This is a genomic window from Inquilinus ginsengisoli (assembly GCF_050434925.1).
In the GTDB taxonomy this organism is placed as follows: domain Bacteria; phylum Pseudomonadota; class Alphaproteobacteria; order DSM-16000; family Inquilinaceae; genus Inquilinus; species Inquilinus ginsengisoli_B.
The window spans coordinates 3611839-3637740 of sequence record NZ_JBNDJK010000001.1 but is presented as its reverse complement, the minus strand read 5'-3'; the positions used below and the strand labels follow the sequence as shown (position 1 = coordinate 3637740).

At 70.4% G+C, this 25902-nt stretch carries 26 protein-coding genes; 12 read left to right on the top strand and 14 right to left on the bottom strand.

Annotated elements, in window-relative coordinates:
* Positions 1 to 15: 15 nt before the first annotated feature.
* The 4 genes from QFZ27_RS17345 (at position 16) to QFZ27_RS17330 (ending at position 4425) form a co-directional block, all read left to right on the top strand.
* The gene (locus tag QFZ27_RS17345) at positions 16 to 1353 is read left to right on the top strand and encodes a c-type cytochrome (protein ID WP_429227628.1); all 1338 of its coding nucleotides are present in this window, start codon (positions 16 to 18) and stop codon (positions 1351 to 1353) included.
* Positions 1354 to 1362: 9 nt separating this feature from the next.
* Positions 1363 to 1869: a (2Fe-2S)-binding protein gene (locus tag QFZ27_RS17340; protein WP_429227627.1), complete on the top strand. Its 507-nt coding sequence runs from the start codon at positions 1363 to 1365 to the stop codon at positions 1867 to 1869.
* A complete protein-coding gene (locus QFZ27_RS17335; protein ID WP_429227626.1) occupies positions 1866 to 4100 on the top strand; it encodes a xanthine dehydrogenase family protein molybdopterin-binding subunit in 2235 nt (744 codons plus the stop codon). Before QFZ27_RS17340 ends, QFZ27_RS17335 begins: the two co-directional genes overlap by 4 nt.
* Positions 4101 to 4200: 100 nt before the next feature.
* Positions 4201 to 4425: a YMGG-like glycine zipper-containing protein gene (locus QFZ27_RS17330; protein ID WP_343718376.1), complete on the top strand. Its 225-nt coding sequence runs from the start codon at positions 4201 to 4203 to the stop codon at positions 4423 to 4425.
* A gap of 239 nt (positions 4426 to 4664) precedes the next feature.
* Here QFZ27_RS17330 and QFZ27_RS17325 read toward each other — a convergent pair whose 3' ends face one another.
* The 4 genes from QFZ27_RS17325 to msrB form a co-directional block, all read right to left on the bottom strand.
* Positions 4665 to 5060 carry a hypothetical protein gene (locus tag QFZ27_RS17325; protein ID WP_429227625.1) on the bottom strand — a complete coding sequence of 132 codons (396 nt, stop codon included), beginning with the start codon at positions 5058 to 5060 and terminating at the stop codon, positions 4665 to 4667.
* Between the two features lie 98 nt (positions 5061 to 5158).
* Complete coding sequence (locus QFZ27_RS17320) at positions 5159 to 5347, bottom strand: hypothetical protein (RefSeq protein WP_429227624.1); 189 nt, start codon at positions 5345 to 5347, stop codon at positions 5159 to 5161.
* An 18-nt stretch (positions 5348 to 5365) separates the two neighbouring features.
* Positions 5366 to 5743, bottom strand: a complete 378-nt coding sequence (locus QFZ27_RS17315; protein WP_429227623.1) for a PRC-barrel domain-containing protein — start codon at positions 5741 to 5743, stop codon at positions 5366 to 5368.
* Positions 5744 to 5863: 120 nt separating this feature from the next.
* On the bottom strand, positions 5864 to 6262 hold the full coding sequence (gene msrB, locus QFZ27_RS17310; RefSeq protein WP_429227622.1) for a peptide-methionine (R)-S-oxide reductase MsrB: 399 nt from the start codon (positions 6260 to 6262) through the stop codon (positions 5864 to 5866).
* Positions 6263 to 6492: 230 nt separating this feature from the next.
* Here msrB and QFZ27_RS17305 point away from each other — a divergent pair, with 230 nt between their 5' ends.
* The gene (locus tag QFZ27_RS17305) at positions 6493 to 7227 is read left to right on the top strand and encodes an SDR family oxidoreductase (RefSeq protein ID WP_429227621.1); all 735 of its coding nucleotides are present in this window, start codon (positions 6493 to 6495) and stop codon (positions 7225 to 7227) included.
* A gap of 349 nt (positions 7228 to 7576) precedes the next feature.
* On the opposite strand, the gene QFZ27_RS17300 is transcribed toward QFZ27_RS17305, so the two are convergent.
* The 4 genes from QFZ27_RS17300 to deoC all read right to left on the bottom strand — a co-directional run bounded on the left by QFZ27_RS17300 (position 7577) and on the right by deoC (position 12249).
* Entirely contained in the window at positions 7577 to 7945 is a 369-nt protein-coding gene (locus QFZ27_RS17300; protein ID WP_429227620.1) for a VOC family protein, read from the bottom strand.
* A 29-nt stretch (positions 7946 to 7974) separates the two neighbouring features.
* Positions 7975 to 8706 carry a 4'-phosphopantetheinyl transferase family protein gene (locus tag QFZ27_RS17295; RefSeq protein ID WP_429227619.1) on the bottom strand — a complete coding sequence of 244 codons (732 nt, stop codon included), beginning with the start codon at positions 8704 to 8706 and terminating at the stop codon, positions 7975 to 7977.
* A 126-nt stretch (positions 8707 to 8832) separates the two neighbouring features.
* Positions 8833 to 11226, bottom strand: coding sequence for an aldehyde dehydrogenase family protein (locus tag QFZ27_RS17290; RefSeq protein WP_429227618.1), 2394 nt, complete (start codon positions 11224 to 11226; stop codon positions 8833 to 8835).
* Positions 11227 to 11238: 12 nt separating this feature from the next.
* Positions 11239 to 12249: a deoxyribose-phosphate aldolase gene (gene deoC, locus QFZ27_RS17285; RefSeq protein WP_429227617.1), complete on the bottom strand. Its 1011-nt coding sequence runs from the start codon at positions 12247 to 12249 to the stop codon at positions 11239 to 11241.
* A gap of 112 nt (positions 12250 to 12361) precedes the next feature.
* On the opposite strand from deoC, the gene QFZ27_RS17280 reads away from it, so the two are divergent.
* Positions 12362 to 12772 (top strand): GFA family protein, encoded by a 411-nt coding sequence (locus tag QFZ27_RS17280; RefSeq protein ID WP_429227616.1) that lies wholly within the window; start codon positions 12362 to 12364, stop codon positions 12770 to 12772.
* Between the two features lie 258 nt (positions 12773 to 13030).
* On the opposite strand, the gene QFZ27_RS17275 is transcribed toward QFZ27_RS17280, so the two are convergent.
* Together QFZ27_RS17275 and QFZ27_RS17270 are read right to left on the bottom strand one after the other, a co-directional pair.
* Positions 13031 to 13900, bottom strand: a complete 870-nt coding sequence (locus tag QFZ27_RS17275) for an NAD(P)H-binding protein (RefSeq protein ID WP_429227615.1) — start codon at positions 13898 to 13900, stop codon at positions 13031 to 13033.
* 105 nt (positions 13901 to 14005) lie between these two features.
* The gene (locus QFZ27_RS17270; RefSeq protein WP_429227614.1) at positions 14006 to 14866 is read right to left on the bottom strand and encodes a helix-turn-helix transcriptional regulator; all 861 of its coding nucleotides are present in this window, start codon (positions 14864 to 14866) and stop codon (positions 14006 to 14008) included.
* Positions 14867 to 15102: 236 nt separating this feature from the next.
* Here QFZ27_RS17270 and QFZ27_RS17265 point away from each other — a divergent pair, with 236 nt between their 5' ends.
* The 3 genes from QFZ27_RS17265 (at position 15103) to QFZ27_RS17255 (ending at position 16769) form a co-directional block, all read left to right on the top strand.
* Positions 15103 to 15747, top strand: a complete 645-nt coding sequence (locus QFZ27_RS17265; RefSeq protein ID WP_429227613.1) for a TerC family protein — start codon at positions 15103 to 15105, stop codon at positions 15745 to 15747.
* 235 nt (positions 15748 to 15982) lie between these two features.
* Positions 15983 to 16483, top strand: coding sequence for a hypothetical protein (locus tag QFZ27_RS17260; protein WP_429227612.1), 501 nt, complete (start codon positions 15983 to 15985; stop codon positions 16481 to 16483).
* Complete coding sequence (locus tag QFZ27_RS17255) at positions 16473 to 16769, top strand: type II toxin-antitoxin system RelE/ParE family toxin (protein WP_429227611.1); 297 nt, start codon at positions 16473 to 16475, stop codon at positions 16767 to 16769. Before QFZ27_RS17260 ends, QFZ27_RS17255 begins: the two co-directional genes overlap by 11 nt.
* A 311-nt stretch (positions 16770 to 17080) precedes the next feature.
* Here the strand turns inward: QFZ27_RS17255 and QFZ27_RS17250 are convergent, their stop codons facing one another.
* From QFZ27_RS17250 to puuE, 4 genes are all read right to left on the bottom strand, one after another.
* On the bottom strand, positions 17081 to 18313 hold the full coding sequence (locus QFZ27_RS17250) for an ArgE/DapE family deacylase (RefSeq protein WP_429227610.1): 1233 nt from the start codon (positions 18311 to 18313) through the stop codon (positions 17081 to 17083).
* 16 nt (positions 18314 to 18329) lie between these two features.
* Positions 18330 to 19586, bottom strand: coding sequence for an allantoate amidohydrolase (locus tag QFZ27_RS17245; RefSeq protein ID WP_429227609.1), 1257 nt, complete (start codon positions 19584 to 19586; stop codon positions 18330 to 18332).
* Positions 19583 to 20095 (bottom strand): 2-oxo-4-hydroxy-4-carboxy-5-ureidoimidazoline decarboxylase, encoded by a 513-nt coding sequence (gene uraD, locus QFZ27_RS17240; protein WP_429227608.1) that lies wholly within the window; start codon positions 20093 to 20095, stop codon positions 19583 to 19585. The genes QFZ27_RS17245 and uraD overlap by 4 nt, the downstream gene beginning before the upstream one ends.
* A gap of 156 nt (positions 20096 to 20251) precedes the next feature.
* Positions 20252 to 21160, bottom strand: coding sequence for an allantoinase PuuE (gene puuE / locus QFZ27_RS17235; protein WP_429227607.1), 909 nt, complete (start codon positions 21158 to 21160; stop codon positions 20252 to 20254).
* 235 nt (positions 21161 to 21395) lie between these two features.
* On the opposite strand from puuE, the gene uraH reads away from it, so the two are divergent.
* The 3 genes from uraH to xdhB are packed head-to-tail and all read left to right on the top strand — an operon-like array spanning position 21396 to position 25608.
* Positions 21396 to 21773 carry a hydroxyisourate hydrolase gene (gene uraH / locus QFZ27_RS17230; RefSeq protein ID WP_429227606.1) on the top strand — a complete coding sequence of 126 codons (378 nt, stop codon included), beginning with the start codon at positions 21396 to 21398 and terminating at the stop codon, positions 21771 to 21773.
* Between the two features lie 3 nt (positions 21774 to 21776).
* A complete protein-coding gene (gene xdhA, locus QFZ27_RS17225; protein WP_429227605.1) occupies positions 21777 to 23249 on the top strand; it encodes a xanthine dehydrogenase small subunit in 1473 nt (490 codons plus the stop codon).
* Positions 23242 to 25608 carry a xanthine dehydrogenase molybdopterin binding subunit gene (gene xdhB, locus QFZ27_RS17220; protein WP_429227604.1) on the top strand — a complete coding sequence of 789 codons (2367 nt, stop codon included), beginning with the start codon at positions 23242 to 23244 and terminating at the stop codon, positions 25606 to 25608. Before xdhA ends, xdhB begins: the two co-directional genes overlap by 8 nt.
* The last annotated feature ends 294 nt before the right edge of the window (positions 25609 to 25902 follow it).

Here is a 25902-nt window from a genome sequence, read left to right as displayed (position 1 = left end):
AAGGGACGGAGCTTCATGGGGCTGCTGAAGGCCGGCGGCATCGCGCTGGGAGTCGGGCTGCTGCTGATCGTGGGCGGCGCCGCGGGGCTGGCCGCCTATGCCTGGCGGCCGGCGATCGACCCGGTCGACCCGCCGGCGGCGGCCGGCTTCGACCCGGCGCTGGTGCAGAAGGGCGCCGAGCTGGCGGCGATCGGCAATTGCGGCACCTGCCACACCGCGTCGGGCGGCAAGCCCTTCGCCGGCGGACTGGCGCTGCCGACGCCGTTCGGCACCGTGTACAGCACCAACATCACCCCCGACCCCGAGACCGGCATCGGCCGCTGGCCGGAGGCAGCGTTCGGCCGGGCGATGCGCGAGGGCGTCGACCGCACCGGCCGGCACCTGTACCCGGCCTTTCCCTACGACCATTTCACCCTGGTGAGCGACGCGGACAACCGGGCGCTCTATGCCTTCCTGATGACGCGCCAGCCGGTGCAGGCCCGGGCGCCGGCCAACGACCTGCCCTTTCCGCTGAACCAGCGCTTTGTGCTGGCCGGCTGGAAGCTGCTGTTCCTGCGGCCCGGCCCCTACCAGCCCGACCCGGCGCATGACGCCGAATGGAACCGCGGCGCCTATCTGGCCGAGGGGCTGGCGCATTGCGGCGCCTGCCACACGCCGCGCAACCTGTTCGGCGCCGAGGAGACCAGCCGGCGCTTCGCCGGCGGCGACGCCGAGGGCTGGCACGCCGTGCCGATCGGCAGCGGGTCGCCGGCGCCGGTGCCCTGGACCCGGGAATCGCTGTTCCACTATCTGCGCGACGGCTGGCACGGGCAGCACGGCACGGCGCAGGGGCCGATGGCGCCGGTGGCCGACAGCCTGGCGGCGGTGCCGGAGCAGGACGTGCAGGCGATCGCCGCCTATGTCGCCGCGGTGATGGGGCTGCCGGATGCAGCGGCCCGCAAGCGCGGCGACGCCCTGGCGGCGGCCACCGCGAATCCGGCCGGTCCCGGCACCCGGCCGCAATCGGCCGGCAGCCAGACCATCGCCACCGCCGTTCCGGCCGAGGATGCCGGCGCCGCGATCTATGCCGGCACCTGCGCCGCCTGCCATGAGAGCGGCCGGCCCTCGCCCTTCGGCGGGCTGGACCTCCGGCTCAGCTCCGCCATCAGCGGCGACAGCCCGGCCAATCTGATCCGCATCATCCGCCACGGCGTCCCGGCGGCGAGCGGCGCCCGGGGCCCGATCATGCCGGGCTTCGCCGCTGCCCTGTCGGACCGGCAGCTCGGGACGCTGGTGGCCTATCTGCGCGGCCGCTTCAGCGACAAGCCGGGCTGGAGCGGGCTGAACGACGCCGTGCAGGCCGCCAAACGCTAGGGAGAGGTCATGATCGAGCTCAAGGTCAACGGCCGCCGGCAGAGCATCGCCGCCGATCCCGACACGCCGTTGCTGTACGTGCTGCGCGGCGAGCTGCAGCTCAACGCCGCCAAATTCGGCTGCGGCCTGGGCCAGTGCGGCTCCTGCGCCGTGCTGGTCGACGGCGAGGTGGTGTTCTCCTGCGTCGTCCCGGTGCTGCTGGCGGAGAACAAGGAAGTGACGACGCTGGAGGGGCTGGGCACCGAGGACGAGCCCGGCCCGCTGCAGCGCGCCTTCATCGCCGAGCAGGCGGCGCAGTGCGGCTACTGCATCCCCGGCATGATGATCCGGGCGCATGCGCTGCTGCGGAAGACCCTGACCCCGTCGGACGCCCAGATCCGCCAGGCGCTGCAGCCGCATCTCTGCCGCTGCGGCACCCATATGCGGATCCTGCGGGCGATCCGCCGCGCGGCGCAGGAGATGCGGAGCGCCTCGGCCGAGCCGCAGGGCCCGGCGCCGCGGGAGGCGGTGCTGTGAGCGCCGGCCTGTCCCGCCGCCTGGTGCTGCAGGGCGCCGGCGGGCTGGTGGTCGGCTTCGCCTTCGCCCCCGCCGGCCTGGCCCAGCAGGCGGCCGAGACGCCGCAGCTGGGCGGCGCCCTGCCCGGCAGCCTGGAGGATGCCCCCTTCCTCGATTCCTGGATCCGGGTCGATCCCAAGGGCGCGGTCACCGTCTTCACCGGCAAGGCCGAGCTGGGCCAGGGCATCGCCACAGCGCTGCAGCAGATCGCGGCGGAGGAGCTGGGCCTGAGCTTCGAGGCGCCGACCATCGTCACCGCCGACACCGAGCGGACCGCCAATGAGGGCTACACCGCCGGCAGCCATTCGATGCAGGACAGCGGCACCGCCATCCGCAACGCCGCGGCCCAGGTGCGCGAGATCCTGCTGGCCGAGGCGGCGCGGCAGATGGGCGCGCCGGCCAGCCAGCTGCGGCTCGAGGGCGGCAATGTGCTGGCGCCGGACGGGAACCGGCGGTCTTACGGCGCGCTGGCCGCCGGACTGTCGCTGCATGTCGAGGCCAAGCCGGAGTCGAAGCTGACCGACCCCGCCGCTTTCCGGGTGATGGGGCAGCCGCTGCCGCGGATCGACATCCCGGCCAAGGTGACCGGCGGCGAGGCCTATGTGCAGGATCTGCGCCTGCCCGGCATGCTGCACGGCCGGATCGTGCGGCCGCCCAGCGCCGGCGCCCGGCTGACGGCGCTGGACATGGCCGCGGCCGAGGCCCTGCCCGGGGTGGTGAAGGTGGTGCACGACGGCGACTTCCTGGCGGTGGTGGCGGAGCAGGAGTTCCAGGCGGTCAAGGCGATGCGGCTGCTGGCCGCCGCGGCGCAGTGGCAGGAGGATGCCACCCTGCCGGACCAGGACCGGCTGCCGGAGGCGCTGCTGGCGCTGCCGGCCCAGGATTTTCCGATCCTCGAGCAGTACGGCGCCACGCCGGCTGCCCCCGGCCGGACGCTGGAGGCCCGCTATTCCCGGCCCTATCTGCTGCACGGGTCGATCGGCCCGTCCTGCGCCGTGGCGCAGCAGGACCAGGACGGGCTGCTGACGGTGTGGACCCACACCCAGGGCGTCTATCCCGACCGCAAGGCGATCGCCGAGATGCTGGGCCGGCCGCCCGAGCAGGTGCGCTGCATCCATGTCCAGGGCTCCGGCTGCTACGGCCACAACGGCGCCGACGACGCCGCGGCCGATGCCGCGCTGCTGGCCGCCGCCCTGCCCGGCCGTCCGGTGCGGGTGCAGTGGATGCGCGAGCAGGAGCACGCCTGGGAGCCCTACGGCCCGGCGATGGTGGCCCAGGCCCGGGCCACGCTGGACGAGGCCGGCCGCATCGGCGACTGGGATTACGGGGTGTGGAGCAACACCCATTCGATGCGCCCCGGCCCGGCCGGCAGCCTGCTGGCCGCGCGGCACCTGGCCAAGCCCTTCCCGGTGCCGGCACCACGGCCGCTGCCGCAGCCGGAGGGCGGCGGCGACCGCAACGCCATCCCGCTCTACACCCTGCCCAGCGCCCGGGTGGTGCATCACTTCCTGCCGGACATGCCGCTGCGCATCTCCGCCCTGCGCTCGCTCGGGGCGCAGATGAACGTGTTCGCGATCGAGAGCTTCATGGACGAGCTGGCGCTGGCCGCCGGTGCCGACCCGGTCGAGTTCCGGCTGAAGCACCTGGACGACCCGCGCGGCCGCGACGTGATCGCCGCCGCGGCCGAGGCCTTCGGCTGGAGCCGGGGCAAGCCGGCCGCGCCGGGGCATGGCCGCGGCTTCGCCTTCGCCCGCTACAAGAACCTGGCCGCCTATTGCGCCGTGGCGGTCGAGGTCGCGGTCGAGCGCGAGACCGGCGCGGTCCGCGTGCCGCGGGTGGTCGCCGCGGTCGACACCGGCCAGGTGGTCAACCCCGACGGGGTGCGCAACCAGATCGAGGGCGCCGTGCTGCAGTCGATGAGCTGGACGCTGTACGAAAGCGTCGGCTTCGACCGGAGCAGGATCACCTCGGTCGACTGGTCGACCTATCCGATCCTGCGCTTCGACGCGGTGCCGGACAGCGTCGAGGTCCGCATCGTCGACCGGCCGGGCGAGCCCTTCCTGGGCTGCGGCGAGACCGGCCAGGGCCCCGCCAGCGCCGCCCTGGCCAACGGCATCGCCGACGCCACCGGCCGGCGGCTGCGCGACCTGCCGCTGACCGCCGCCAGGATCAAGGCCGCGATCGGGGTGTGAGGACGCCGGGCCACACCCCCTGCCCTTTGCCGCTGCCGTGGGAACGATATCGCAAGGTGCACCGTTTCCAATGCTGGTGGGAACAGGTACGGAGAACGCAATGCTGAAGCCAGCCATGATCATTCTCGCCGCGGCGCTGTCGCTCGCAGCGTGCGGCCGCGACCCCGGCACGCGGGCCCTTTCGGGCGGCGCGCTCGGCGCAGGACTCGGCGCCGGCACGGCCGCCATCACCGGCGGCAATGTCGGGACCGGTGCGATCATCGGTGGTGTCGGCGGCGCCGCCGTCGGCGGCCTGACGAACTGCCACGCCGTCGGCCGCTGCTGACCCTCGGGTCGATGTGAACGAATCGGGCCTGCGGAGGCATCCTCCGCAGGCCCGATCGTATTTCAGGTCACGTCAAACGATAACTGAATCAATAATACTGTCATGCCCGGGCTTGACCCGGGCATCCAGAGAGCGTCGACATCTTCTGGATTGCCGGGTCAGCCCGGCAATGACAATAAGGTAATCTCCCTCGTTTGGAGTGCTTATTCTCAAGCATTCCGTTTGCGGCCTGGAGCCTGTCAGGGCGTGCCGAGCAGCTTGCGCGCGGCTTCGACCTTGGTCATGCAGCCGGCCTCGTCGCCGTTCTGCGCCAACTGGCGGGCCTCCTGCAACTGTGCCGCGAACTGCTCCTGCGGCGACGCTTCTCCGGCGCCTTTCAGCGCCTCGCGCTGATGCGTGCTCGACGCCGCGTCGGGGGCGCTTCCGGTGCTCGGCATGGCGCCGGCGGTCCGCTCCTGCGGCTGCGTTCCCTGCATGGTCTGGGTCTGATGAGGGGTGGCCGCCGGTTGACCGCTCTGCGACTCGGTCTGCTTGAACTGAGTGTCGAGCTGGTCGATGTCCTGGCGGCAATCGGCCAAAGCGGGCGAGCTCAATGCCAAGCCCGCCGCCGTGGAGACGATCAAGGCCCACTTCATGGTGGTTCCTCCTGTGAGTTCAGCGTCCCCGGATCAACGGCGCGCCGGGATCGGTCGTCCCGCGGCGGGCGGTTAGACTTTGGACCAAGACCGTCGTGCTATCGCCGGACCTTCGCCGTCAATCCGGCGAGCCGATCGGCGGAAACGGCCGCGTCGAAGGCCGCCATGCGGAGAGCTTCGGATTCATACGCCTCATCCGGCGCTTCGTCCGCACCGGCCAGGATGACGGTGTAGTTCGTCACCAGGGCACCGGTCTCGTCGAACACGTCGACGATGCGCTCCGGCATGGCGGCCTCCGGCGTCCGTCAGCGCGGCAGCGGTCCTGTCCAGTACGGGCTGATGCCGTAATAGTCGTGGATGTCCTGCTCGTATTCGCGGTTCCAGCGCGGCTGTTCGTCGTCGGCATAGACCGGCGCCCCTTCCAGCTGCTCGCGCGACACGTTCACGACATAGCCGCCCTGGCTGGTGTCATAGGTCAGCGTCGACCACGGCAGCGGGTGATACTTCTCGCCGATGCCGAGGAAGCCGCCGAAGGACATGACGGCATAGGCGACGCGCCCGGACATCTTGTCGAGCATGACGTCGTGAATCTCGCCGAGATGGTCGCCCGCGGTGTTGTAGACCTCGGTCCCAGCAACCTTGTCGCCGGAAATGAGTGTGGTGGTCTCCTCACGATGTTCCATGACCCGTCTCCTCGCGTTTCCGATGCACGTATAACGGGAGGAGACGGGCACCTCGTTCCTATCAGGATTGTGCAAATTTGGAGCTTGCGAGGCTGTTTTCGAACGCAGCCCGGCCTCGGCTCACTCCGGCTGGAAATCCAGCGCCACACCGTTGATGCAATAGCGCAGCCCGCTGGGCGGCGGGCCATCCTCGAAGACATGGCCGAGATGGCTGCCGCAGGTGGCGCAATGCACCTCGACACGGGTCATGCCGAAGCTGCGGTCGACCGTGGTCTCGACCGAATCGGGCACCGGGTCGTTGAAGCTGGGCCAGCCGGTGCCGCTCTCGAACTTCAGCTTCGATTCGAACAGCCTGCTGCCGCAGCCGGCGCAGCAGAAGGCGCCCGGCCGATGCTCGCTGAGCAGGCTGCAGCTTCCCGGCCGTTCGGTGCCGTGCTGGCGCATCACCTGGTACTGCTCGGGCGTCAGGATCTGGCGCCACTCGGCATCGCTGCGGGTCACGGGATAGGGTTCAGGCATGCTCGATCTCCTGAGAAACCGTTTGTAAATGCTACTGGCGCGGCCGTCTGACGGCGGACTCGAAGCTTCCGGTGCTCACGCACCAATGTGCGCTGCGCTCCGGTTCTCGAAACCACCGCCATCCGACTCACGCCAGCGCATTTCCAAACGATCTCTGAGCCGGTCGGGGAGGCGCCGGCGTTCCGACCCTGATATAGGGTGGCATCGCGAGCCGATACAGGGAGGATGGCATGGGCGGGCAGGATTTTGCCGGGCGGCGGGTGCTGGTGACCGGCGCCGGCAAGGGCATCGGCCGGGCCACCGCGGTGCTGCTGCACCGGCGCGGCGCCGAGGTGATCGCCGCCACCCGCAGCCCCGAGGACCTGGCGAGCCTGGCGCAGGAGACCGGCTGCAGGACCATCGCCGTCGACCTGGGCGACGCCGAGGCGACGCGGCGGGCGGCGGCCGAGGCGCTGCCGGTCGACGCGCTGGTGAACTGCGCCGGCACCACCACGCTGGAATCCTTCCTCGACACCTCGGTCGAGAGCTTCGATGCGATCATGGCGGTGAACGCCCGGGCGCCGATGATCGTGGCCCAGGTGGTGGCGCGCGACCTGATCCGCCGCGGCCAGAAGGGCGCCATCGTCAACGTGTCGAGCGTATCGTCGATGATCGGCCTGCCGGACCACACCGCCTATTGCGCGTCGAAGGGCGCGCTGGACGAGATCACCCGGGTGATGGCGGTGGAGCTGGGGCCGCACGGCATCCGCACCAACAGCGTCAACCCGGTGGTGACGCTGACGCCGATGGCGGTGAAGGCGTGGAGCGACCCGGTCAAGTCCGGCCCGATGCTGGGCCGCATCCCGCTCGGCCGCTTCGCCCAGCCGGAGGAGGTCGCCGAGGTGATCCTGTACCTGCTGGGCGACGGCTCGGCGATGATGAACGGCGCCATCGTGCCGGTGGATGGCGGGTTCCTGGCGACCTAGAGCAGGATGGGTTTGGCCGGATCGAGCCATCCGATCGTGCCGAGGCGGCAGGGTGTTGCCTCTCCCGCTCGCGATGTCTTTTCACAATAGCCGCGACGCGATCTTCTTGAGTCCCCCCTCCCCTTGCGGGAGGGGGTTAGGGGGAGGGGTCTGCGCGCGTCCGCGCGCGAATGGGCGAAGGCCCTGATCTGCCGGACAGGCCGATTTGCTAAGATCCAGGCCGGCTCGATCCGAGAGAACCCCCTCCCCCTACCCCCCTCCCGCGAGGGGAGGGGGGACGCATTTTGCTTTCGTCATGAGCATCCCGGACGGGGAATCCCGATCGGACTCGATTCATCCTGCCCAAGGCTCAAGGCGCCTCGCGGCACACCGCCTCGATATTGTGGCCGTCGGGGTCGAGCAGGAAAGCGCCGTAATAGTCGGGATGATAGTGCGGCCGCAGCCCCGGCGCGCCGTTGTCGCGGCCGCCCGCGGCGAGGCCGGCCGCGTGGAAGCGATCGACCGCCGCCCGGTCCGGCGCCGCGAAGGCGACATGGGTGCCGGTGACGGCGCCGTCATGCAGGCCGATCCAGAAGAACGCCCTGCGGCCGACGCCGTAGCCGGCGAAGGTCTCGCCATCGCCGTAGAGCCGGGCGATGCCGAGCGCCGCCAGCTGCGCGTCGTAGAAGGCCTTCGACCGTTCGAAGTCGCCGACCCGGATGGTGACGTGATCCAGCATGAGTCTCCTCCCCTGTCCGTGTCACTATCCTACAGCCCCCAGAGGCCCGGCTCGAAGCGCCAGGCGGCGATGCCGGGTTCGGCCGCCGGAACAGCGACGGCCGCCGCCGCGCCTTCGGTCGGCGGCAGGTCGTGCAGATGCCAGTCCGCCTCGCCGACCAGACCCGGCGGCAGCGTCGGGCGGCTGGTCCGCTCGGCCGGGTCGGCGCTGACCGTGAAGCCGGTGAAGTCGAAGGAGAAGCCGCGGCCGATGCCCTTGGACAGCGCCTCCTTGCGGGTCCAGACCGCGTAGAAGGCGGCGGTCAGCGCCGGGCCGGACAGGCCGGCCAGGGCCGCCCGCTCCACCGCCGAATAGGCGATGTCCGCGACCTCCACCGGCGGCGGGTGCCGTGCCATCTCGACATCGACGCCGACCTCGATCCCCCGGCCCAGCGCCACCACGGCCCAGGGGCCGCTGTGCGAGAGGTTGAAGCGGAGGTCGCCCTCCGCCAGCTCGGGCTTGCCCCAGGCGTTCTGGCGGAAGCGCAGGCGGTCCGCGGGAAGGTCGAGAGCGCGGCCGAGCAGCAGCCGCAGCGCCGCATGGGCGGCGACGAAGCGGGCTCGCAGCAGGTTGGTGCGGAACCGGTCGGCGCGCTGCCGCTCCTCCGCCGACAGCACGGTGAGGCCGGCGGCCGGATCGCGCTCGGTGTTCAGGCGCCAGATATGGACCTGGCCCGGCGGCAGGTCGGGGAAGCCCGACGGCATGATCCAGGTGTCGGACATCGCGCCTCCTCGCCCGCCCCAACTGTCATGCCCGGGCTTGACCCGGGCATCCAGAGACTGTCGACATCTTCTGGATTGCCGGGTCAAGCCCGGCAATGACAATAAGAGAGAGGGCGACGACCGCTCCTACTCCCCGTAAGGCAGCCAGATGTTCTTCACCTGGGTGGCGCGGCGCAGATAGTCCCTGCCCTGCCCTTCCACATCCGACAGCCAGTCGCGGCGGCGGCCCTGGTTGGTCCAGGTCGCCTTGAGGTTGCCGGCGCTGGCCTTCTCCACCAGAGCACCGCCTTCGGCCGGGCCGACATACCAGAGGGCGGCGACGTCGTCGTGCTCGGCCAGGGTCCTGGCCAGCACGTCACGCTGGCCGGTGACGATGTTGACCACGCCGTCCGGCACGTCGGAGGTGTCGAGCACCTGGTACAGATCGGTCGCCGCCAGCGGGTGGCGCGGCGACGGCACCACCACGACGCGGTTGCCCATGGCGATCGCCGGCACCACCAGCGAGACGAAGCCGAGCAGCGGCGCCTCGTCCGGGCACAGCAGGCCCATCACGCCCCAGGGCTCGTTCATCGCCAGCGTCACCTGGCGGGCGCGGGCGTCATGCACCTGGCCGTCATATTTGTCGGCGAAGCCGGCATAGAAGAAGATCCGCCGCACCGCGGCCTCGACCTCCGCCGCGGCGGCCTTGACCGAGGCGCCGGTCATGGCGGTCAGGCGCCGGGCGAATTCGTCGGACCGCGCCGCCAGGTTCTCGGCCAGGAAGTACAGCACCTGGGCCCGGTTGTGCCCGGCCAGGCCGCCCCAGCCGCCGGCCTTGTGCGCGGCCTCGACGGCGTTGCGGATGTCCTTGCGGTTGCCGAGGCCGACCTGACCCAGCGCCCGGCCCTTCGGGTCGAGCACGCTATAGCTGTAGCCGCCATCGGGCCGCGCCTGCTTGCCGCCGACATAGAGCTTGGCGGTGCGGTCGATCGAGGGCAGGTCGTGGTCGCCGCCCAGCGGCACCGCCGCCAGCGGCGCCGCGGCCACCGGCTTCAGCGCCGGCGCGTCCTTCTCCCAGCCCGGCACCAGGTATTCGAACATGCCTTCCCGGCCGCCCTCGCGGCCGAAGCCGCTCTCGCGATAGCCGCCGAAGCCGACCGCGGCGTCGAACATGTTGGCGCAGTTGATCCAGACCACGCCGGCCTTGAGGCGGGCCGCGACATGCAGCGCCTGGTTCACCGTCTCCGACCACACCGAGGACGCCAGGCCGTAGCGCGAATTGTTGGCCAGGCTCACCGCCTCGTCGACGGTGCGGAAGGTCGAGGCGGTCAGCACCGGGCCGAAGATCTCGTCCTGGGCGATGGTCGAGGCCGGCTCGGCCCCGGTGAACAGGGTCGGCGGGAAGTAGAGGCCGCCCTTGGGCAGCGACGCCGAATCCTGCCAGCAAGAGGCGCCTTCGCGCTTGCCCAGTTCGACATAGTGTTTGATCCGGTCGAGCTGCACCTGGGCGACGATCGGGCCCATGTCGGTCGACTTGTCGAGCGGGTCGCCGACCCGCAGCGTCGCCATCCGGCGCTTCAGCTTGTCGTACATCCGGTCGGCCACGCTCTCCTGCACCAAGAGGCGCGAGCCGGCGCAGCAGACCTGGCCCTGGTTGAACCAGATCGAATCGACCACGCCCTCGACCGCGGCGTCGAGATCGGCGTCGTCGAAGACGATGAAGGGCGACTTGCCGCCGAGCTCGAGCGACAGCTTCTTGCCGGTGCCGGCGGTCGCCTCGCGGATCCGGCGCCCGACCTCGGTCGAGCCGGTGAAGGCGATCTTGTCGACATCGGCATGCTCGACGATCAGCGCGCCGGTGATGCCGTCGCCGGTGACGATGTTCAGCACGCCCGGCGGCAGCCCGGCCTCCTGCGCGATTTCGGCGAACAAGAGCGCGGTCAGCGGCGTGAACTCGGCCGGCTTCAGCACCACCGTGTTGCCGGCCGCCAGCGCCGGCGCCACCTTCCAGGCCAGCATCAGCAGCGGGAAGTTCCACGGGATGATCTGGCCGCAGACCCCGACCGGGCGGTAGCCGGGGAACTCGGTCTCGACCAGCGAGGCCCAGCCGGCGTGATGGTAGAAGTGCCGGGCGACCAGCGGGATGTCGATGTCCCGGCTCTCGCGGATCGGCTTGCCGTTGTCCATGGTCTCGATCACCGAGAGCAGCCGCTCACGGCGCTGGACATGGCGGGCCAGGGCGTAGAGGTGGCGGGCGCGCTCGGATCCCGGCAGCGCCGCCCAGGCCTTCTGCGCCCGGCGCGCGGCCTTGACCGCGGCGTCGACATCCTTGGCCGTGCCCTGCGCCACCTGCGCCAGCGCTTGGCCTGTGGCCGGGTTCAGCACCTCGAAGCGCCCGCCCTCGGCCGGGGCGACGAACTTGCCGTCGATGAAATGGCCGAAGCCCGCCTCATGCCGCACCAGCCAGTCGCGGGCGATGCCGCTGTCCTCGGGCGCCGGACCGTACTCCATGGTGTCGAGAATCTCCGCGATCCGGGGCATGACGGTGGCTCCTCAGGCGGAAGCGTGGCGGAAGCCGGCCGAATAGCGGCCGGTGACGAAATGCTCGATCTGGCGCTCGACATCGGCGAGCAGCGAGGAGGCGCCGATCCGGAACAGCTCCGGCTCCAGCCAGGGCCGGCCCAGCTCCTCCTTCATCAGGATCAGCCAGGCGATGGCGTCCTTGGCCGTGCGCAGGCCGCCAGCCGGCTTGAAGCCGACGCGCTCGCCGGTGCGGTCCTGGTAGTCGCGGATGGCGCGGACCATGACCAGGCTGACCGGCAGGGTGGCGTTGACGTCCTCCTTGCCGGTCGAGGTCTTGATGAAATCGGCGCCGGCCATCATGCAGACCAGGCTGGCGGCCTCGACATTGCGCAGCGTCCGCAGGTCGCCGGTGGCCAGGATGGTCTTCAGATGCGCCTCGCCGCAGGCCTCGCGCATCGCCCGCACCTCGTCATAGAGCGCGGACCATTCCCGGTTCAGCACCTGGGCGCGGTGGATGACGATGTCGATCTCGGCCGCCCCCTCCTCCACCGCATAGCGGATCTCGGCCAGGCGCTGCGGCAGCGGGGTGAGGCCGGCCGGGAAGCCGGTGGCGACCGAGGCGACCGGGATGCCGCTGCCGGCCAGCGCCTTCACCGCGGCGCCGACCATGGCCGGGTAGACGCAGACGGCGCCGACGGTGGGCGGCCGGTCGGACAGGCCCAGCGCCTCGACCAGATCGTCGCGCAGCGGGTGCCGGGCCTTGGCACAGAGGCGCTGCACCCGGCCCGGCGTGTCGTCGCCGGCCAGGGTGGTCAGGTCCATGCAGGTGAGCGCCTTCACCAGCCAGGCGGCCTGGTATTCCTTCTTCACCGTGCGCCGGGTGGTCATGGTGGCGGCCCGGCGCTCGGCGGCGCTGAGATTGACCCGCGCGGCCTCGACCCAGTCCAGCTCCAGCGCCATGCCCGGGTTGCGGTGGGTGTTGGCGGCCGGCACGATGCGGGCCACCGCCTCACCGGTGCCGTCTCGACGATGGTCGGGCATGGGCTTCTCCCTTGGAAATCTGCCGGAACAGAGCGCCGCCGGTACCGGGCTGTCAAGGCGGAGCGCGGAGCGATACCCTGGTCCGAACCAAGTCCGTCGGAGAGGAAAGCCCATGACCGAGAACGCGCGCATGCTGGCCGGCAAGTGCTATTGCGGCGCCGTCCACTACGAGGTGGCGGACGAGTTCCGCTACGCCCTGAACTGCCATTGCTCGAACTGCCGGCGGACGACAGGGTCGGCCTTCAAGCCCATCGCCGGCATCGAACGCGGCAAGCTGACGGTAACCCAGGGCCGGGATGCGCTGATGATCTATGGCGAGCCGGACCACAACAACACGCATTGCCGGGCCTGCGGGTCGCTGCTGTTCTCGGTCGTCCGCGACGGCGCCTATGTCCATGTCGCCATGGGCACGCTGGTCGACGACCCGACCATCCGGCCGACCGAGCACATCTTCGTCGGCTCCAAGGCGCCCTGGTACACCATCGCCGACGACCTGCCGCAATATGAGGAGTTCCCGGCGTAGAGCGGGATGGGTTTAGGCCAGATCGGGCCATCCCGATCGTATCAAGGCAGTAAAGTGTTGCCTCTCCTGCTTGTCGAAAGGGACCTCCGCTCTTCCGACTTAGACTTTTTATCCTCCCCTCCCGCAAGGGGAGGGGGAGGATTAAAGGCATAGGTTGAGTCGAGTGGCTCTGTTCTGAGGTTCCGCCTGCAGGAGAGGCAAAACAATTGCCCGACGCCCCGTCAGCCCCTGCCAGACGCGGTGACGTGACCCGACCGCTCAGCCCCTCGCCTGCCGCACCAGTGCCGCCAGCACCTCGGCCAACGGCGTGGTGCCGCGCCGGACCTCGCCGCCTTCGACCTCGATCCGGCCGGCATTGTGGGCGTCGTACAGGTCGGTGATCAACCGGACATAGCCCTCGGTCAGCCCGCCGGCCGCCAGCGCCTCGTCCCATTGGCCGCGCGGCAGGGCCATCGCCTGCACCGGCCGGCCGAGCGGCCCCGCCAGGCCGGTGGCGACCTCCAGGGCGGTATAGCGCTGTGGTCCCTCGGCATGGAGGATGCGCGGCGGCGCCTCGGCGGCGGCCAGCAGGTCGGCCGCGATCAGCCCGACATCGAGGGCCGAGACGGTCGGGAAGCGCTTGTCGAGCGGATGGTGCAGGCTGGCCAGCACGCCGGTGGCCGTCGCCGCTCGCAGCGACCGTGCCCAGTTCTCCATATGCTCGGCCGAGCGCAGGAAGGCGATGCCCGGCAGGCCGCCGAGCCGCTGCTCCAGGTGATGGAACAGCACGGTGATGCCGGTGCTGGCCGCGTGCTGGGCGCCGTAATCGGAGATGGCGACGGTGCGCGGCGGCCGCGCCGCCTCCAGCGCCCGGCCCAGGCTGGCGATCAGGCTGCGGGTCTCGGCCGCGGCGTCACCGCGCGACGGGGCCAGCGGCACGATTGCCAGCACGCCCTCGGCGCCCGTGAGCGCTGCGGTCAGCGCCCCGGTGTCGGCGATGTCGGCGACGGCGATGTCGCAGCCGGAATCGGCCAGGGTACCGGCCTTGCCCGGATCGCGGACCACCGCGCGCACCGCCCTGCCCCGCTGCCGCAGCTCGCGCGCCGCCGCCCCGCCGATCCGTCCCGTGGCGCCGATGATGACGAACATGCTCTCTCTCCCGCTGCGCCCCGGATGGGGCCGGGCGGGACCTTGCCGCGCCGCCGACCGGCGGTCGCGCCGGAACGGACGGGCGGGAGCAGGTTCGGACGGCGATCAGCCCCGCTCGCGCCGCAGGGCGCCGGGGGTGATGCCGAGGACCCGGCGCATCGCCCGGGCCATGTGGCTCTGATGCGCGAAGCCGGCGTCGAGCGCCACCTGCGCCATCGGCAGTCGGCCGTCCAGCAGCAGCACCCGCGCCCGCTCGACCCGGCGGCGGATCACGAACTGGTGCGGCGCCAGCCCGGTCGAGGCCTTGAACAGCGGCTTGAAATGCGACGGGCTGAGGCCGGCGGCCGCCGCCAGCTCGGCCAGAGCCAGGCGCCGGTCCAGCCGGGCCTCGATCAGCTCCAGCACCCGGGCGAGCTGGCGCCGCGACAACGCCTGGCCCGAAGCGGCCGCCGGGATCGGCGCCGCGTAGCGACGGAGCAGATGAGCCGCCAGGGCCAGGCCGATGCTGTCGGCGTAGAGTGGGTCCGATTCCGCCCCGGCCTCCAGCTCGGCCTTCAGGGCCCAGCCGAGATGTTCGATCCGCGGGTCGCGCAGCTGCAGCCGCGGCGCGATCTCCAGCCGGCCGGAGGCCAGCCCCAGCCCCTCTGCCGCGCTGCGCATCAGCGCCGGGCTGAGGCGCAGCAGCAGGAACCGGGCTGGCCCCTCATCCTCCCAGGTCCCGGCGGCGCCGGCCGGCAGCAGGTCGATGTCGCCCTCGCGCTGCAGCCGGTCCTGGACCAGCCCTTCGGCCCGGCAATGGGCGACCACCGGCGGCCCGACATACAGGCTGAGCCGCAGGTCGGGCGACGGCGCCGCCTCGACCGCATGGCCGGTGGCGGCGAACAGGCCGGCGGCGAAGCCGGTCCATTGCCCGGCCTTCTGCGGCACGATCGCGCCCGACCGGATCACCGGTTCATGTGTATCCATTCCGCCACACTCCTGGGACGACCTGCGGCGTCCGCGCCGCAGTCTACGACCCGGAGCTTGAGCCGGCGAGGCCTCGTCGCTATATGGGCGCGACCAGGCCGGGCCCCTCTGGCAGATCCTCCGGGAGCTGCGATGTCGGACTGGAGAACTCATCGAGTGGCCCGCCTGCCGACCCTGACACGCTCCCCCGGGATGGCACGCAGGCCGCTCCTCGCGACGAAGAGGACGGTTTTCGCATGGAACATCTGTTGACAGGCGAAGCGCTGGCGGCCCTGGCCCAGGTCATCATGATCGACCTGGTGCTGGCCGGCGACAACGCCATTGTCATCGGCCTGGCCGCGGCCGGGCTGCCCAAGGACCAGCGGGCCAAGGCGATCCTGATCGGCATCGCCGCCGCCACCCTGCTGCGCATCGGCTTCGCCCTGATCACGACGCAGCTGCTGGCCATCGTCGGCCTGCTGCTGGCCGGCGGCGTGCTGCTGCTGTGGGTGTGCTGGAAGATGTGGCGCGAGCTGCGCCACACGGCCAAGGAGGAGCACCAGGCCGAGGAGGCGCTGGCCGGCCACGACGCCAACGGCAACGGCGCGCCGCGCAAGACCTTCGCCCAGGCCGCCTGGCAGATCGTGATCGCCGACGTGTCGATGTCGCTCGACAACGTGCTGGCCGTGGCCGGCGCGGCGCGCGAGCACCCGGTGATCCTGGTGTTCGGCCTGGCGCTGTCGATCGCGCTGATGGGCTTCGCCGCCTCGTTCATCGCCAAGCTGCTGAACCGCCACCGCTGGATCGCCTATGTCGGCTTGGCGATCATCCTCTACGTGTCGATCGACATGATCTGGCGCGGCTCGGTGGAGGTGTGGCCGCATCTTCAGGGCGCGATGTAAGGCACAAGGGCCGGGCAATTGCGCGGCCCTCTGGCTTTGCCGGCAACGCGTTGGGTTCGCCTGCGGTGAACCCAACGCGTTCTGATAGCCCGACAAGCCGGCGAGGCCGCTCAAGGTGCGCCCGCTCTCGACAAAATATGCGAAATGCATATTATTATGCACTTCCCTACGGCGTGGATGATGCTCGTGGTGTGTTGATCCAGGCCGGTATCGCCCTTTCCGGAGGATATCTCTCATGGGCAGCTTCAACGACCGCACCCACAAAATTCTTTCGGACATCGGGGAAAAGGCTGCCACCAAAGCCGCCAGTGGCCGGTATCTCCGATCCCTGGAGTTCCGGCCGGGGATTCGCTACTGGGCGACATCCGCTCGCCAAAAAGATCTCTTCGGAGTGCAGTTTTTCGGCGAAGGATTGGATGATGCCGAACGGTATCGACGCGCATTGGCTAACAGAGGGTTTGCCAGCCGGACACCGCAACCGTCCCAACTGACGTTTTGCCGTGAGATCGACTTCCTGGCGGACGGACGGCCGGACATGGACGCGATTCGTGCCGCAAAAGCTGATCTCGACGGGATCATTCGCTCCGACGAACCGGTCGAGCGGCAACAGAGAATTGCCGAATTCCAGCGCCTCATCGACGAAGGTCTCAGGAGCGGCATCAGCGCAGATACCATGAGTGACCTGTTGATCGAGGCCCGCCGCCGCGCAGGGACGGCTGGAGGCGATGGCCTATAGGATCACGAAGGAGGCCGCTTCCGACATCGTCGACATCTATGTCTACGGGGCTCAGACATTCGGCGCTGTTCAGGCAGAACGCTATCATGCCGGGCTGGAAGCTGCCTTCGAGCGCATCGCGGCCCAGCCCCTTTTCATGCGCGAACGCACGGAAATCCGACCGCCGGTCCGTGTCTATCCCAAGGACGCCCATATTGTCGTCTATCTCATCGAAGAGTCTGGCGGCGTTCTGATCATTCGCGTTCTACATCACCGCCAGGATTGGGAACGCCACCTTTCAGCCTGATCGACGACCGGCATCGCGTCCGCACGTGATTGTCGGGGCAGGCGCGCGGTTCCCGCGGGTGTCCGGTTGAATTTTAGGGTTGTGGATAGAGCGACCGGCTTCAACCCTTATTGTCATTGCCGGCTTGACCCGGCAATCCAGGAGCCACCGAGAACCGCTCTGGCCGCCCCTGGATCCTCGGGTCAAGCCCGAGGATGACAGTAAATTAGAATAGAGACTCAAGATAAACACGCTTCAGTTGCTACTTCTCCTCAACCGGACACCATGCACGGAGTCCGGGCATGACAGTTTGAGGGGAGCGGCGTCCGCCCCTACTCCGCCAGCAAATCCCGCACCGCCAGCGCGATGACCTCGGTCGCCTTGTACAGGTCGTCCAGCTTCAGCCGCTCGTCGGCGCGGTGGGCGTTGGCGTCTTCGATGGTGCGGGGGCCGGCGCCGTAGAGGGCGATCGGCACGCCGGCGGCGGCGTAGTGCCGGGCGTCGGTGTAGAGCGGCACGCCCTTGACCGGGATCTCCTCGCCCAGCACCGGCCCGGCCCGGCGGCGGATCGCCTGTGCCAGGCGGTCGGTGCCCGGCAGCGGCGACAGCGGCTCGGCCAGCAGGATGCGGCGGACCGTGACCGTCGCCTTCGGGAACGCCTTGGCCGCGTCGTCGATCACGCCGCGCAGCTCCGCCTCCACCGCAGCACCGTTCTCCTCCGGGATCAGCCGGCGGTCGAGCCGGAAGGCGACGCGGTCGGGCACGACATTGGTGTTGATGCCGCCCTCGATCAGCCCGATGGTCAGCTGCGGCGAACCGATGCCGGTGACCTTCGACATCGTGGTCCGGTAAAGGCGCCGGTGCTCGTACAGCCGCAGCAGGATCGGCGTCGCCGCCTCCAGCGCGTCGATGCCGGTCGAGGGCAGCGCGGCATGGGCCGATCGGCCGCGCACCTCGACCTCGAGATGCAGGCAGCCGTTGTGCGCGGTCACCACCGCGTAGCTGAAGGCGGCGGCGATGGCGAAGTCCGGCTTCGACAGCCCCTGCTCCAGGATCAGCTTCGGCCCGATCTCGCCGCCCGATTCCTCGTCATAGGTGATGTGCAGCTCGACCGTGCCGCGGGTCAGCCGGCCGGCCTCCTCCAGCGCCTTCAGGGCGAAGGCGTAGCTGGCGATGTCGGATTTCGAGACGGCGGCGCCGCGGCCGTACATCCAGCCGTCGACCACCTCGGCGCCATAGGGGTCGTGGGTCCAGCCCTCGCCCGGCGCCACCACGTCGCCATGGGCGTTCAGCGCGATCACCGGCCCGTCGCCGAAGCGGCGGCGGACGATCAGGTTGCTGGCGCTGATCATGCCATGCGCCTTCGCCAGCTCGGCCGGCACCGGATGGACCTCGACCTCGAAGCCGAGCTCGCGCAGCAGCTCGGTGGTCCGCCTGGCATGCGCGTCGCAGTCGCCGGGCGGGTTGTCGGACGGGACCTTGACCAGCTCCGCCAGGAACCGGGCCTGCTGCTCGCGCGCGCCGTGGAGGTAGCTGTGGATGGCGGTGTCGATGCTGTCGGTCATCACGGGAGCTTTCGGGTCAGGCATGGTCGTACTGGCGGAGGAGGTCGAGCAGGATGCGGACGGCGAGGTCCGCATCCTCGACGGTGATGGATTCGGCCGGGTTGTGGCTGATGCCGCCGCGGCAGCGCAGGAACAGCATGGCCACCTGGGTCAGCGACGCCATGGCCATGGCGTCGTGGCCGGCGCCGCTGGGCAGGCGCCGGGCCGGCAGGCCGTGGCGGCGGATCGCCGTCTCCAGCCGCGCCATCAGCGCCTCGTCGCAGCGGACGGCGCCGGCGTCGTGGTAGCGGTCGAGCGTCAGCTCGACGCCGCGGCCGCGGGCGATGCCCTCCAGCGCCGCCGTCATCTCGGCCATCGCGGCCAGGCGGTCGGCATCGTCCGGCGCGCGGATGTCGATGGTGAAGCGCACCGCGCCGGGGATGACGTTGACGGCGCCGGGCTGGACGTCGAGCTGCCCGACGGTCGCCACCACCTCGCGCCCCGCCTGGGCGCAGCGCTCGACCGCCAGCACCATCGAGGCGGCGGCGGCCAGCGCGTCGCGGCGCAGATCCATCGGCACGGTGCCGGCATGGCCGGCCATGCCGCGGACCGTAGCGTTGTAGCGGGCGGCGCCGTTGATCGCGGTGACGATGCCGAGCGGCAGATCCTCGGCCTCCAAGACCGGCCCCTGCTCGATATGCAGCTCGACATAGCCCAGCACGCGGTCGCGCCGCCGGGCCTCGGCCTGCAGCCCGTCCGGGTCGCCGCCGAAGTCGCGCAGCAGGTCGCCCAGGCGCAGTCCGTTGTCGTCGACCGCATCGGCCACCGCCGGGTCGACGGTACCGGCGACGGTGGCGCTGCCGGTCAGGGTGACCGGGAAGCGCACCCCCTCCTCGTCGCCGAAGGCCAGCACCTCGACGGCAAAGGGCAGCCGCTCGCCGCGCCGGTGCAGCTCGCCGACCACGGCGATGGCGGCGAGCACGCCGAGATTGCCGTCGTATTTGCCGGCGTCGCGCACCGTGTCGATATGCGAGCCGAGCAGCAGGGCCGGCAGGCCCGGGCGGTCGCCCTCGTAGCGGCCGACGACATTGCCGGCGGCATCGGTCCGCGCCGCCATTCCGGCCTCGCGCATCCAGGCCAGCACCTGATCGGCCGCCTGACGGTGCGCCGGCGACAGGAAGGTGCGGGTCAGCCGGTCCGGGTCCTCGCTGAAGCGGGCCAGGGCGTCCAGCCGCTGCATCAGCGCGGGGCCGTAGGCGAGGGTGTTCTGCGTCGGCGCTGTCCCGAGGGTCACGGCAGCAGGTCCTTCAGTCGCAGCAGGGCGATGGTTTCCACCTCGGCCAGGGCCGTGGCGAATTCGGTGTCGCGCGGGTTGCCGACCCGGCGCTCGAAGGCGGCCAGGATCTCGGCCCGGCTGCGGCCCTTCACCGCCATGATGAAGGGGAAGCCGAAGCGCTCGACATAGGCGGCGTTGAGCTCCTGGAACCGGGAGAATTCCTCCGGCGTGCAGCGGTCGAGCCCGGCGCTGGCCTGCTCGGCGCTGGAGCTGGCAGTGAGCTCCCCCGCCACGGCCAGCCGCCCGGCCAGGTCGGGATGGGCGCAGAGCACGCCGAGCTGCCGGTCGTGGTCGGCGGCGCGGAACACGGCGCTGAGGGCGGCGTGCAGCCCCTCGGCCGTGTCCTGCTCATGGGTGAGCCCGGCCTCCCAGGCCGCTTCGGCGATCCAGGGCGAATGCTCGAACACGCCGCCGAAGCGGACGGTGAACAGGTCGCGGTCCATGGTGCTGGGACGTGGGGTGGTCATCGGATGATCCCATCCCACAGCCCAGCACAACCTAGTCCCCCCTCAGCTTTCCCGCGGGGTCTATCGGATTCAGGCGCCTTTGAAATGAGCTTTTTTAAGTCCCCCCTCCCCTTGCGGGAGGAGGGACTCACTCTGATTGCTGCGCTCGTGAGCATCTCAGCCGCCATACGGATGCTTCTCCCGCCAATGCCGCGCGATCTCGATGCGGCGGCAGAACCAGACGCCGTCATGCTGCTTCGCATAATCGAGGAACCGTTCCAGCGCCATGATCCGGCCCGGCCGGCCGACGATGCGGCAATGCAGCCCGACCGACATCATCCGCGGCGTCTCCGCACCCTCCCGGTACAGCGCGTCGAAGCTGTCCTTGAGATAGGCGTAGAACTGGTCGCCGGAGTTGAAGCCCTGGACCGCGGCGAAGCGCATGTCGTTGGCGTCCAGCGTGTAGGGCACGATCAGCTGCGGCGTGTCCCCCACCCGCTCCCAATAGGGCAGGTCGTCGTCATAGGCGTCGGCGTCGTACAGGAAGCCGCCATGCTCGGCCACCAGCCGCCGGGTGTTGGGGCTGGTGCGGCCGGTGTACCAGCCGAGCGGGCGCTGGCCCGACACCTGCTCCAGGATCTCCGCGGCCTTGCGGATATGCTCGCGCTCGGTGTCCTCGCCGACATACTGGTAGTTGATCCAGCGATAGCCGTGGCTGGCGATCTCGTGCCCGGCCTCGACCATGGCGCGGATCACCTGCGGGTGACGCTCCGCCGCCATGGCGACGGCGTAGATGGTCAGCGGGATCCCCTTGCGCTCGAACAGCCTGAGGATGCGCCAGACGCCGACCCGGGCGCCGTAATCGTAGAGCGATTCCATCGAGATGTGGCGCACGCCCGGGAGCGGCTGGGCGCCGACGATCTCGGACAGGAAGCTCTCGGAGGCTGCGTCACCATGCAGGATCGAGTTTTCGCCGCCCTCCTCGTAATTGAGGACGAACTGCAGCGCCAGCCGGGCGCCGCCCGGCCAGTCGGCCTGGGGCGGGTTCGGGCCGTAGCCGACCAGATTTCTCGGATAGACGGACACCGATCCTCCCTCGCACGCGTGATCCCAAGCACAGGATAGCGGCCCGGGCCGCATCCACTTTCGCTTTTGCGTTGAAAGTCTTTCCGCCGAACAGCCGTTGAGCAACAGGCAGGCCGGGTGAAACATGACAATCGCAACAAAACGACAAGCGCGTCTGGCCGGACAGGGCGATAATGCCCGGCGGCAGGACGGACCGCCAGGGACCGCCAAGGCGCCGGCAACACGGAGAGGCAGGATGGCCGAACACACGGCATCCCACCAGGGACGACTGACCACCCATGTGCTCGACACGGCGCATGGCCGGCCGGGCATGGGCATCGGCGTGGCGCTGTACCACCTCGACGGCGACCGCCGCACCCTGGTCGCCGAGACCCGGACCAACACCGATGGCCGCTGCGACGCGCCGCTGCTGGCCGGCGATGATTTCCGCCCCGGCACCTATGAGCTGGTCTTCGCCACCGGCACCTATTTCCGCACCGCCGGCGTGACCCTGACCGACCCGCCCTTCCTGGACGAGGTGCCGATCCGCTTCGGCATCGCCCATGCCGACCAGCACTATCATGTGCCGCTGCTGATCTCGCCCTGGTCCTACTCCACCTACCGCGGCAGCTGAGTCATGCGAGACCACATCCGTTTCCTCCTCGGCGACGAGCTGCGCGAGATCCGCACGGTCGATCCGACCCTGACCGTGCTGGACTGGCTGCGGCTGCAGGAGCGCCGGACCGGCACCAAGGAAGGCTGCGCCGAGGGCGATTGCGGCGCCTGCACCGTGGTGGTCGGCCGGCGCGACGGCGACCGGATGCGCTACGAGCCGGTCAATGCCTGCATCCGCTTCCTGGCGACGCTGGATGGCTGCCAGTTGCTGACGGTCGAGCATCTGAAGGCGGCCGACGGCGCGCTGCACCCGGTGCAGCAGGCGATGGTCGACTGCCACGGTTCGCAATGCGGCTTCTGCACCCCCGGCTTCGTCATGGCGCTGTTCGCCCTGTACCGCAACGACCCGACGCCGGGCGAAGGCCGGATCGACGACGCCCTGGCCGGCAATCTGTGCCGCTGCACCGGCTATGCTCCGATCGTCGCCGCCGGGCAGCGCATGTACGAGCTCGGCGCGCCCGAGGCGGACCGCTTCGCCGCGGCCGAGGCCGAGACGGCCCGGCGCCTCGCCGCGCTGGAGGATGACGAGACGGTCGCGGTCGGCGACGGCGCCCGCCGCTTCTACGCCCCGGCCACCACCGCGGCCTTCGCGGCACTGCTGCTGGAGCAGCTGGACGCCGTCATCGTCTCCGGCGCCACCGATGTCGGGCTGTGGGTCACCAAGCAGCAGCGGGTGCTGCCCGCGGTGATCTACACCGGCCGGGTGCGCGACCTGCGCGGCCTGCGCGAGACCGCGGATGGCTTCGAGATCGGCGCCGCCGTGACCTATGCCGAGGCGATCGGGCCGCTGGGCCGCGCCTATCCCGACCTGGGCGAGCTGATCCGCCGCATCGGGGCGGAACAGGTGCGCGCCGTCGGCACCATCGGCGGCAACATCGCCAACGGCTCGCCGATCGGCGACATGCCGCCGGCCCTGATCGCCGCCGGCGCCACGCTGGTGCTGCGCCGGGGTGACGAGCGCCGGTCGCTGCCGCTGGAGGAGTTCTTCATCGCCTATGGCCGGCAGGACCGGAAGCCGGGCGAGTTCGTCGAGAGCGTGTTCCTGCCGAAGCTGCGGCCCGGCGACCGCTTCCGCGCCTACAAGATCAGCAAGCGCTTCGACCAGGACATCTCCGCCGTCTGCGCCGCCTTCCGGCTGCGGGTGGAGGACGGCAAAGTGGCTGATATCCGCATCGCTTATGGCGGCATGGCCGGCACGCCGAAGCGGGCGGCCGAGACCGAGAAGGCGCTGGCCGGCCAGCCCTGGACCGAGGATGTCGTTCGCGCCGCCCTGCCCGCGCTGGCCCGGGACTTCACGCCGCTGACCGATTGGCGCGCCAGCGCCGGCTATCGCGCCAAGGTCGCCGCCAACCTGCTGCTGAAGCTGCATGCCGAAACCGCCGACCCTGCCGCCGAGACGCGGCTGGTCGGCGAGCGGAGCCTGGCCCATGCCTGACACCACCTTGTCCCAAGCCGGGGCCCAGGCCAAAGCCCAGCCGGCGGCCGACCGCATCGACGGCGCGGTGCACGACCCGCGCCGGCACGACAGCGCCCACAAGCATGTCAGCGGCGAGGCCGTCTATATCGACGACATCCCGGAGCCGGCGGGCCTGCTGCATGTCTGTCTGGGGCTGAGCGACCACGCCCATGCGCGGATCCGGTCGATCGACCTGGCCCAGGTCCGCGCTGCCCCCGGCGTGGTCCGGGTCTTCACCGCGGCGGACGTGCCCGGCGAGAACGACATCGGCTGCAACCATCTGGGCGACGAGCCGCTGTTCGCCACCGACCTGGTGCAGCATGTCGGCCAGCCGGTCTTCGCCGTGGCTGCCGAGACCCGCGACCAGGCCCGCCGCGCCGCCCGCCTCGCCGTGATCGACTATGAGGAGCTGGCGCCGGTCCTGGACTATGAGGCCGCGAAGGCCGCCGGCACGCTGGTGACCAAGCCGATGACGCTGAAGCGCGGCGACGCCAGGGCGGCGATCGCGGCGGCGCCGCGGCGGATCGACGGCCGGATGCGGATCGGCGGGCAGGAGCATTTCTACCTGGAGAGCCAGGTGGCCCTGGCCCTGCCGGGCGAGGATGGCGACGTCACCGTCCATTCCTCGACCCAGCATCCGAGCGAGGTGCAGCACATCGTGGCGTCCGTACTGGACGTGCCGGACGCGGCGGTGACGGTCGAGATCCGGCGCATGGGCGGCGGCTTCGGCGGCAAGGAGACCCAGGGCAACCTGTTCGCCGCCACGGCCGCCCTGGTGGCCAAGGCCACCGGCCGCGCCGCCAAGCTGCGGCCGGACCGCGACGACGACATGGTGATCACCGGCAAGCGTCACGATTTCGAGGTCGACTACAGCGTCGGCTTCGACGAGGAGGGCCGGATCGAGGGCGTCGAGATGCTGCTGGCGGCCCGCTGCGGCTGGTCGGCCGACCTGTCCGGCCCGGTCACCGATCGCGCCCTGTTCCACGCCGACAACGCCTATTACTACCCGGCGGTGCAGCTGGCCTCGCAGCCGCTGAAGACCAACACCCAGTCGAACACCGCCTTCCGCGGCTTCGGCGGGCCGCAGGGGGTGGTGGCGGGCGAGCGGCTGATCGAGGAGATCGCCTTCGCGGTCGGAAAGGATCCATTGGAGATCCGCAAGCTGAACTTCTACGGCACCGACGACCGCAACGTGACGCCGTACCACCAGACGGTCGAGGACAACATCGCGCCGGAGCTGGTGGCGGAGCTGGAGCGCGACAGTGACTACCAGGCCCGGCGCGCCGAGATCCGCGCCTGGAACAGGACCAGCCGCATCCTCAAGCGCGGCCTGGCGCTGACGCCGGTGAAGTTCGGCATCTCCTTCACCTTCTCGGCCTACAACCAGGCCGGCGCGCTGGTGCATGTCTACAAGGACGGGTCGATCCACCTGAACCATGGCGGCACCGAGATGGGCCAGGGCCTGTACGTCAAGGTCGCCCAGGTCGTGGCCGAGGAGTTCCAGGTCGATATCGGCCGCGTCCACATCACCGCCACCACCACCGGCAAGGTGCCGAACACCTCGGCCACCGCCGCCTCCTCCGGCGCCGATCTGAACGGCATGGCGGCCCAGGCCGGGGCGCGGACGATCAAGGAGCGGCTGGTCGCCTTCGGCGCCGAGCGCTGGCAGGTGACGCCCGACCGGGTGGTGTTTCGCCGCAATGTGGTGCAGATCGGCGACCAGGAGGTGCCGTTCCCGGACCTGGTGCGCGCCGCCTATTTCGGCCGGGTGCAGCTGTCCGCCGCCGGCTTCTACAAGACCCCGAAGATCCATTGGGACCGCGCCGCCGGCCGCGGCCGGCCGTTCTACTACTTCGCCTATGGCGCCGCGGTCAGCGAGGTCACGGTCGACACGCTGACCGGCGAGTACCGGCTGGACCGGACCGACATCCTGCACGACTGCGGCCAGTCGTTGAACCCGGCGATCGACCGCGGCCAGATCGAGGGCGGCTTCGTCCAGGGCGCCGGCTGGCTGACCATGGAGGAGCTGTGGTGGGACGCCAAGGGCCGGCTGCGGACCCATGCGCCGTCGACCTACAAGATCCCGGTGGCGAGCGACCGGCCGAAGATCTTCAACGTCCGGCTGGCCGACACGCGCAACCATGAGGAGACGATCTACCGCTCCAAGGCCGTGGGCGAGCCGCCGCTGATGCTGGGCGTCTCGGTGCTGCACGCGATTTCGGACGCGGTGGCGAGCGTCGCCGACCACAAGGTGTGCCCGCGCCTCGACCCGCCAGCGACACCGGAGAAGGTGCTGGACGCGGTGGAACGGGTCAGGGCGGCGGGAGGCGTGGGATGATGCAGCTCCTGCACGCGCCAGCCTTTTTTGAGTCCCCCCTCCCCTCGTGGGACTGCGGCGTTCACACATCGCCTCTTTCTAGTCCCCCCTCCCCTTGCGGGAGGGGATTAGGGGGAGGGGGTTCTCTCGGCTCGAGCTGGCCCAGACCGTCGCAAACCGGCATGGATAGCGAGTCCGGTGCCCTGCCCGTTCGCGCGCGGACGCGCGCAGCCCCCTCCCCCTGCCCCCCTCCCGCAAGGGGAGGGGGGACTCAATTGTGCGATGAGCGCCTACGGGAAAGCTATTGCGGATGCG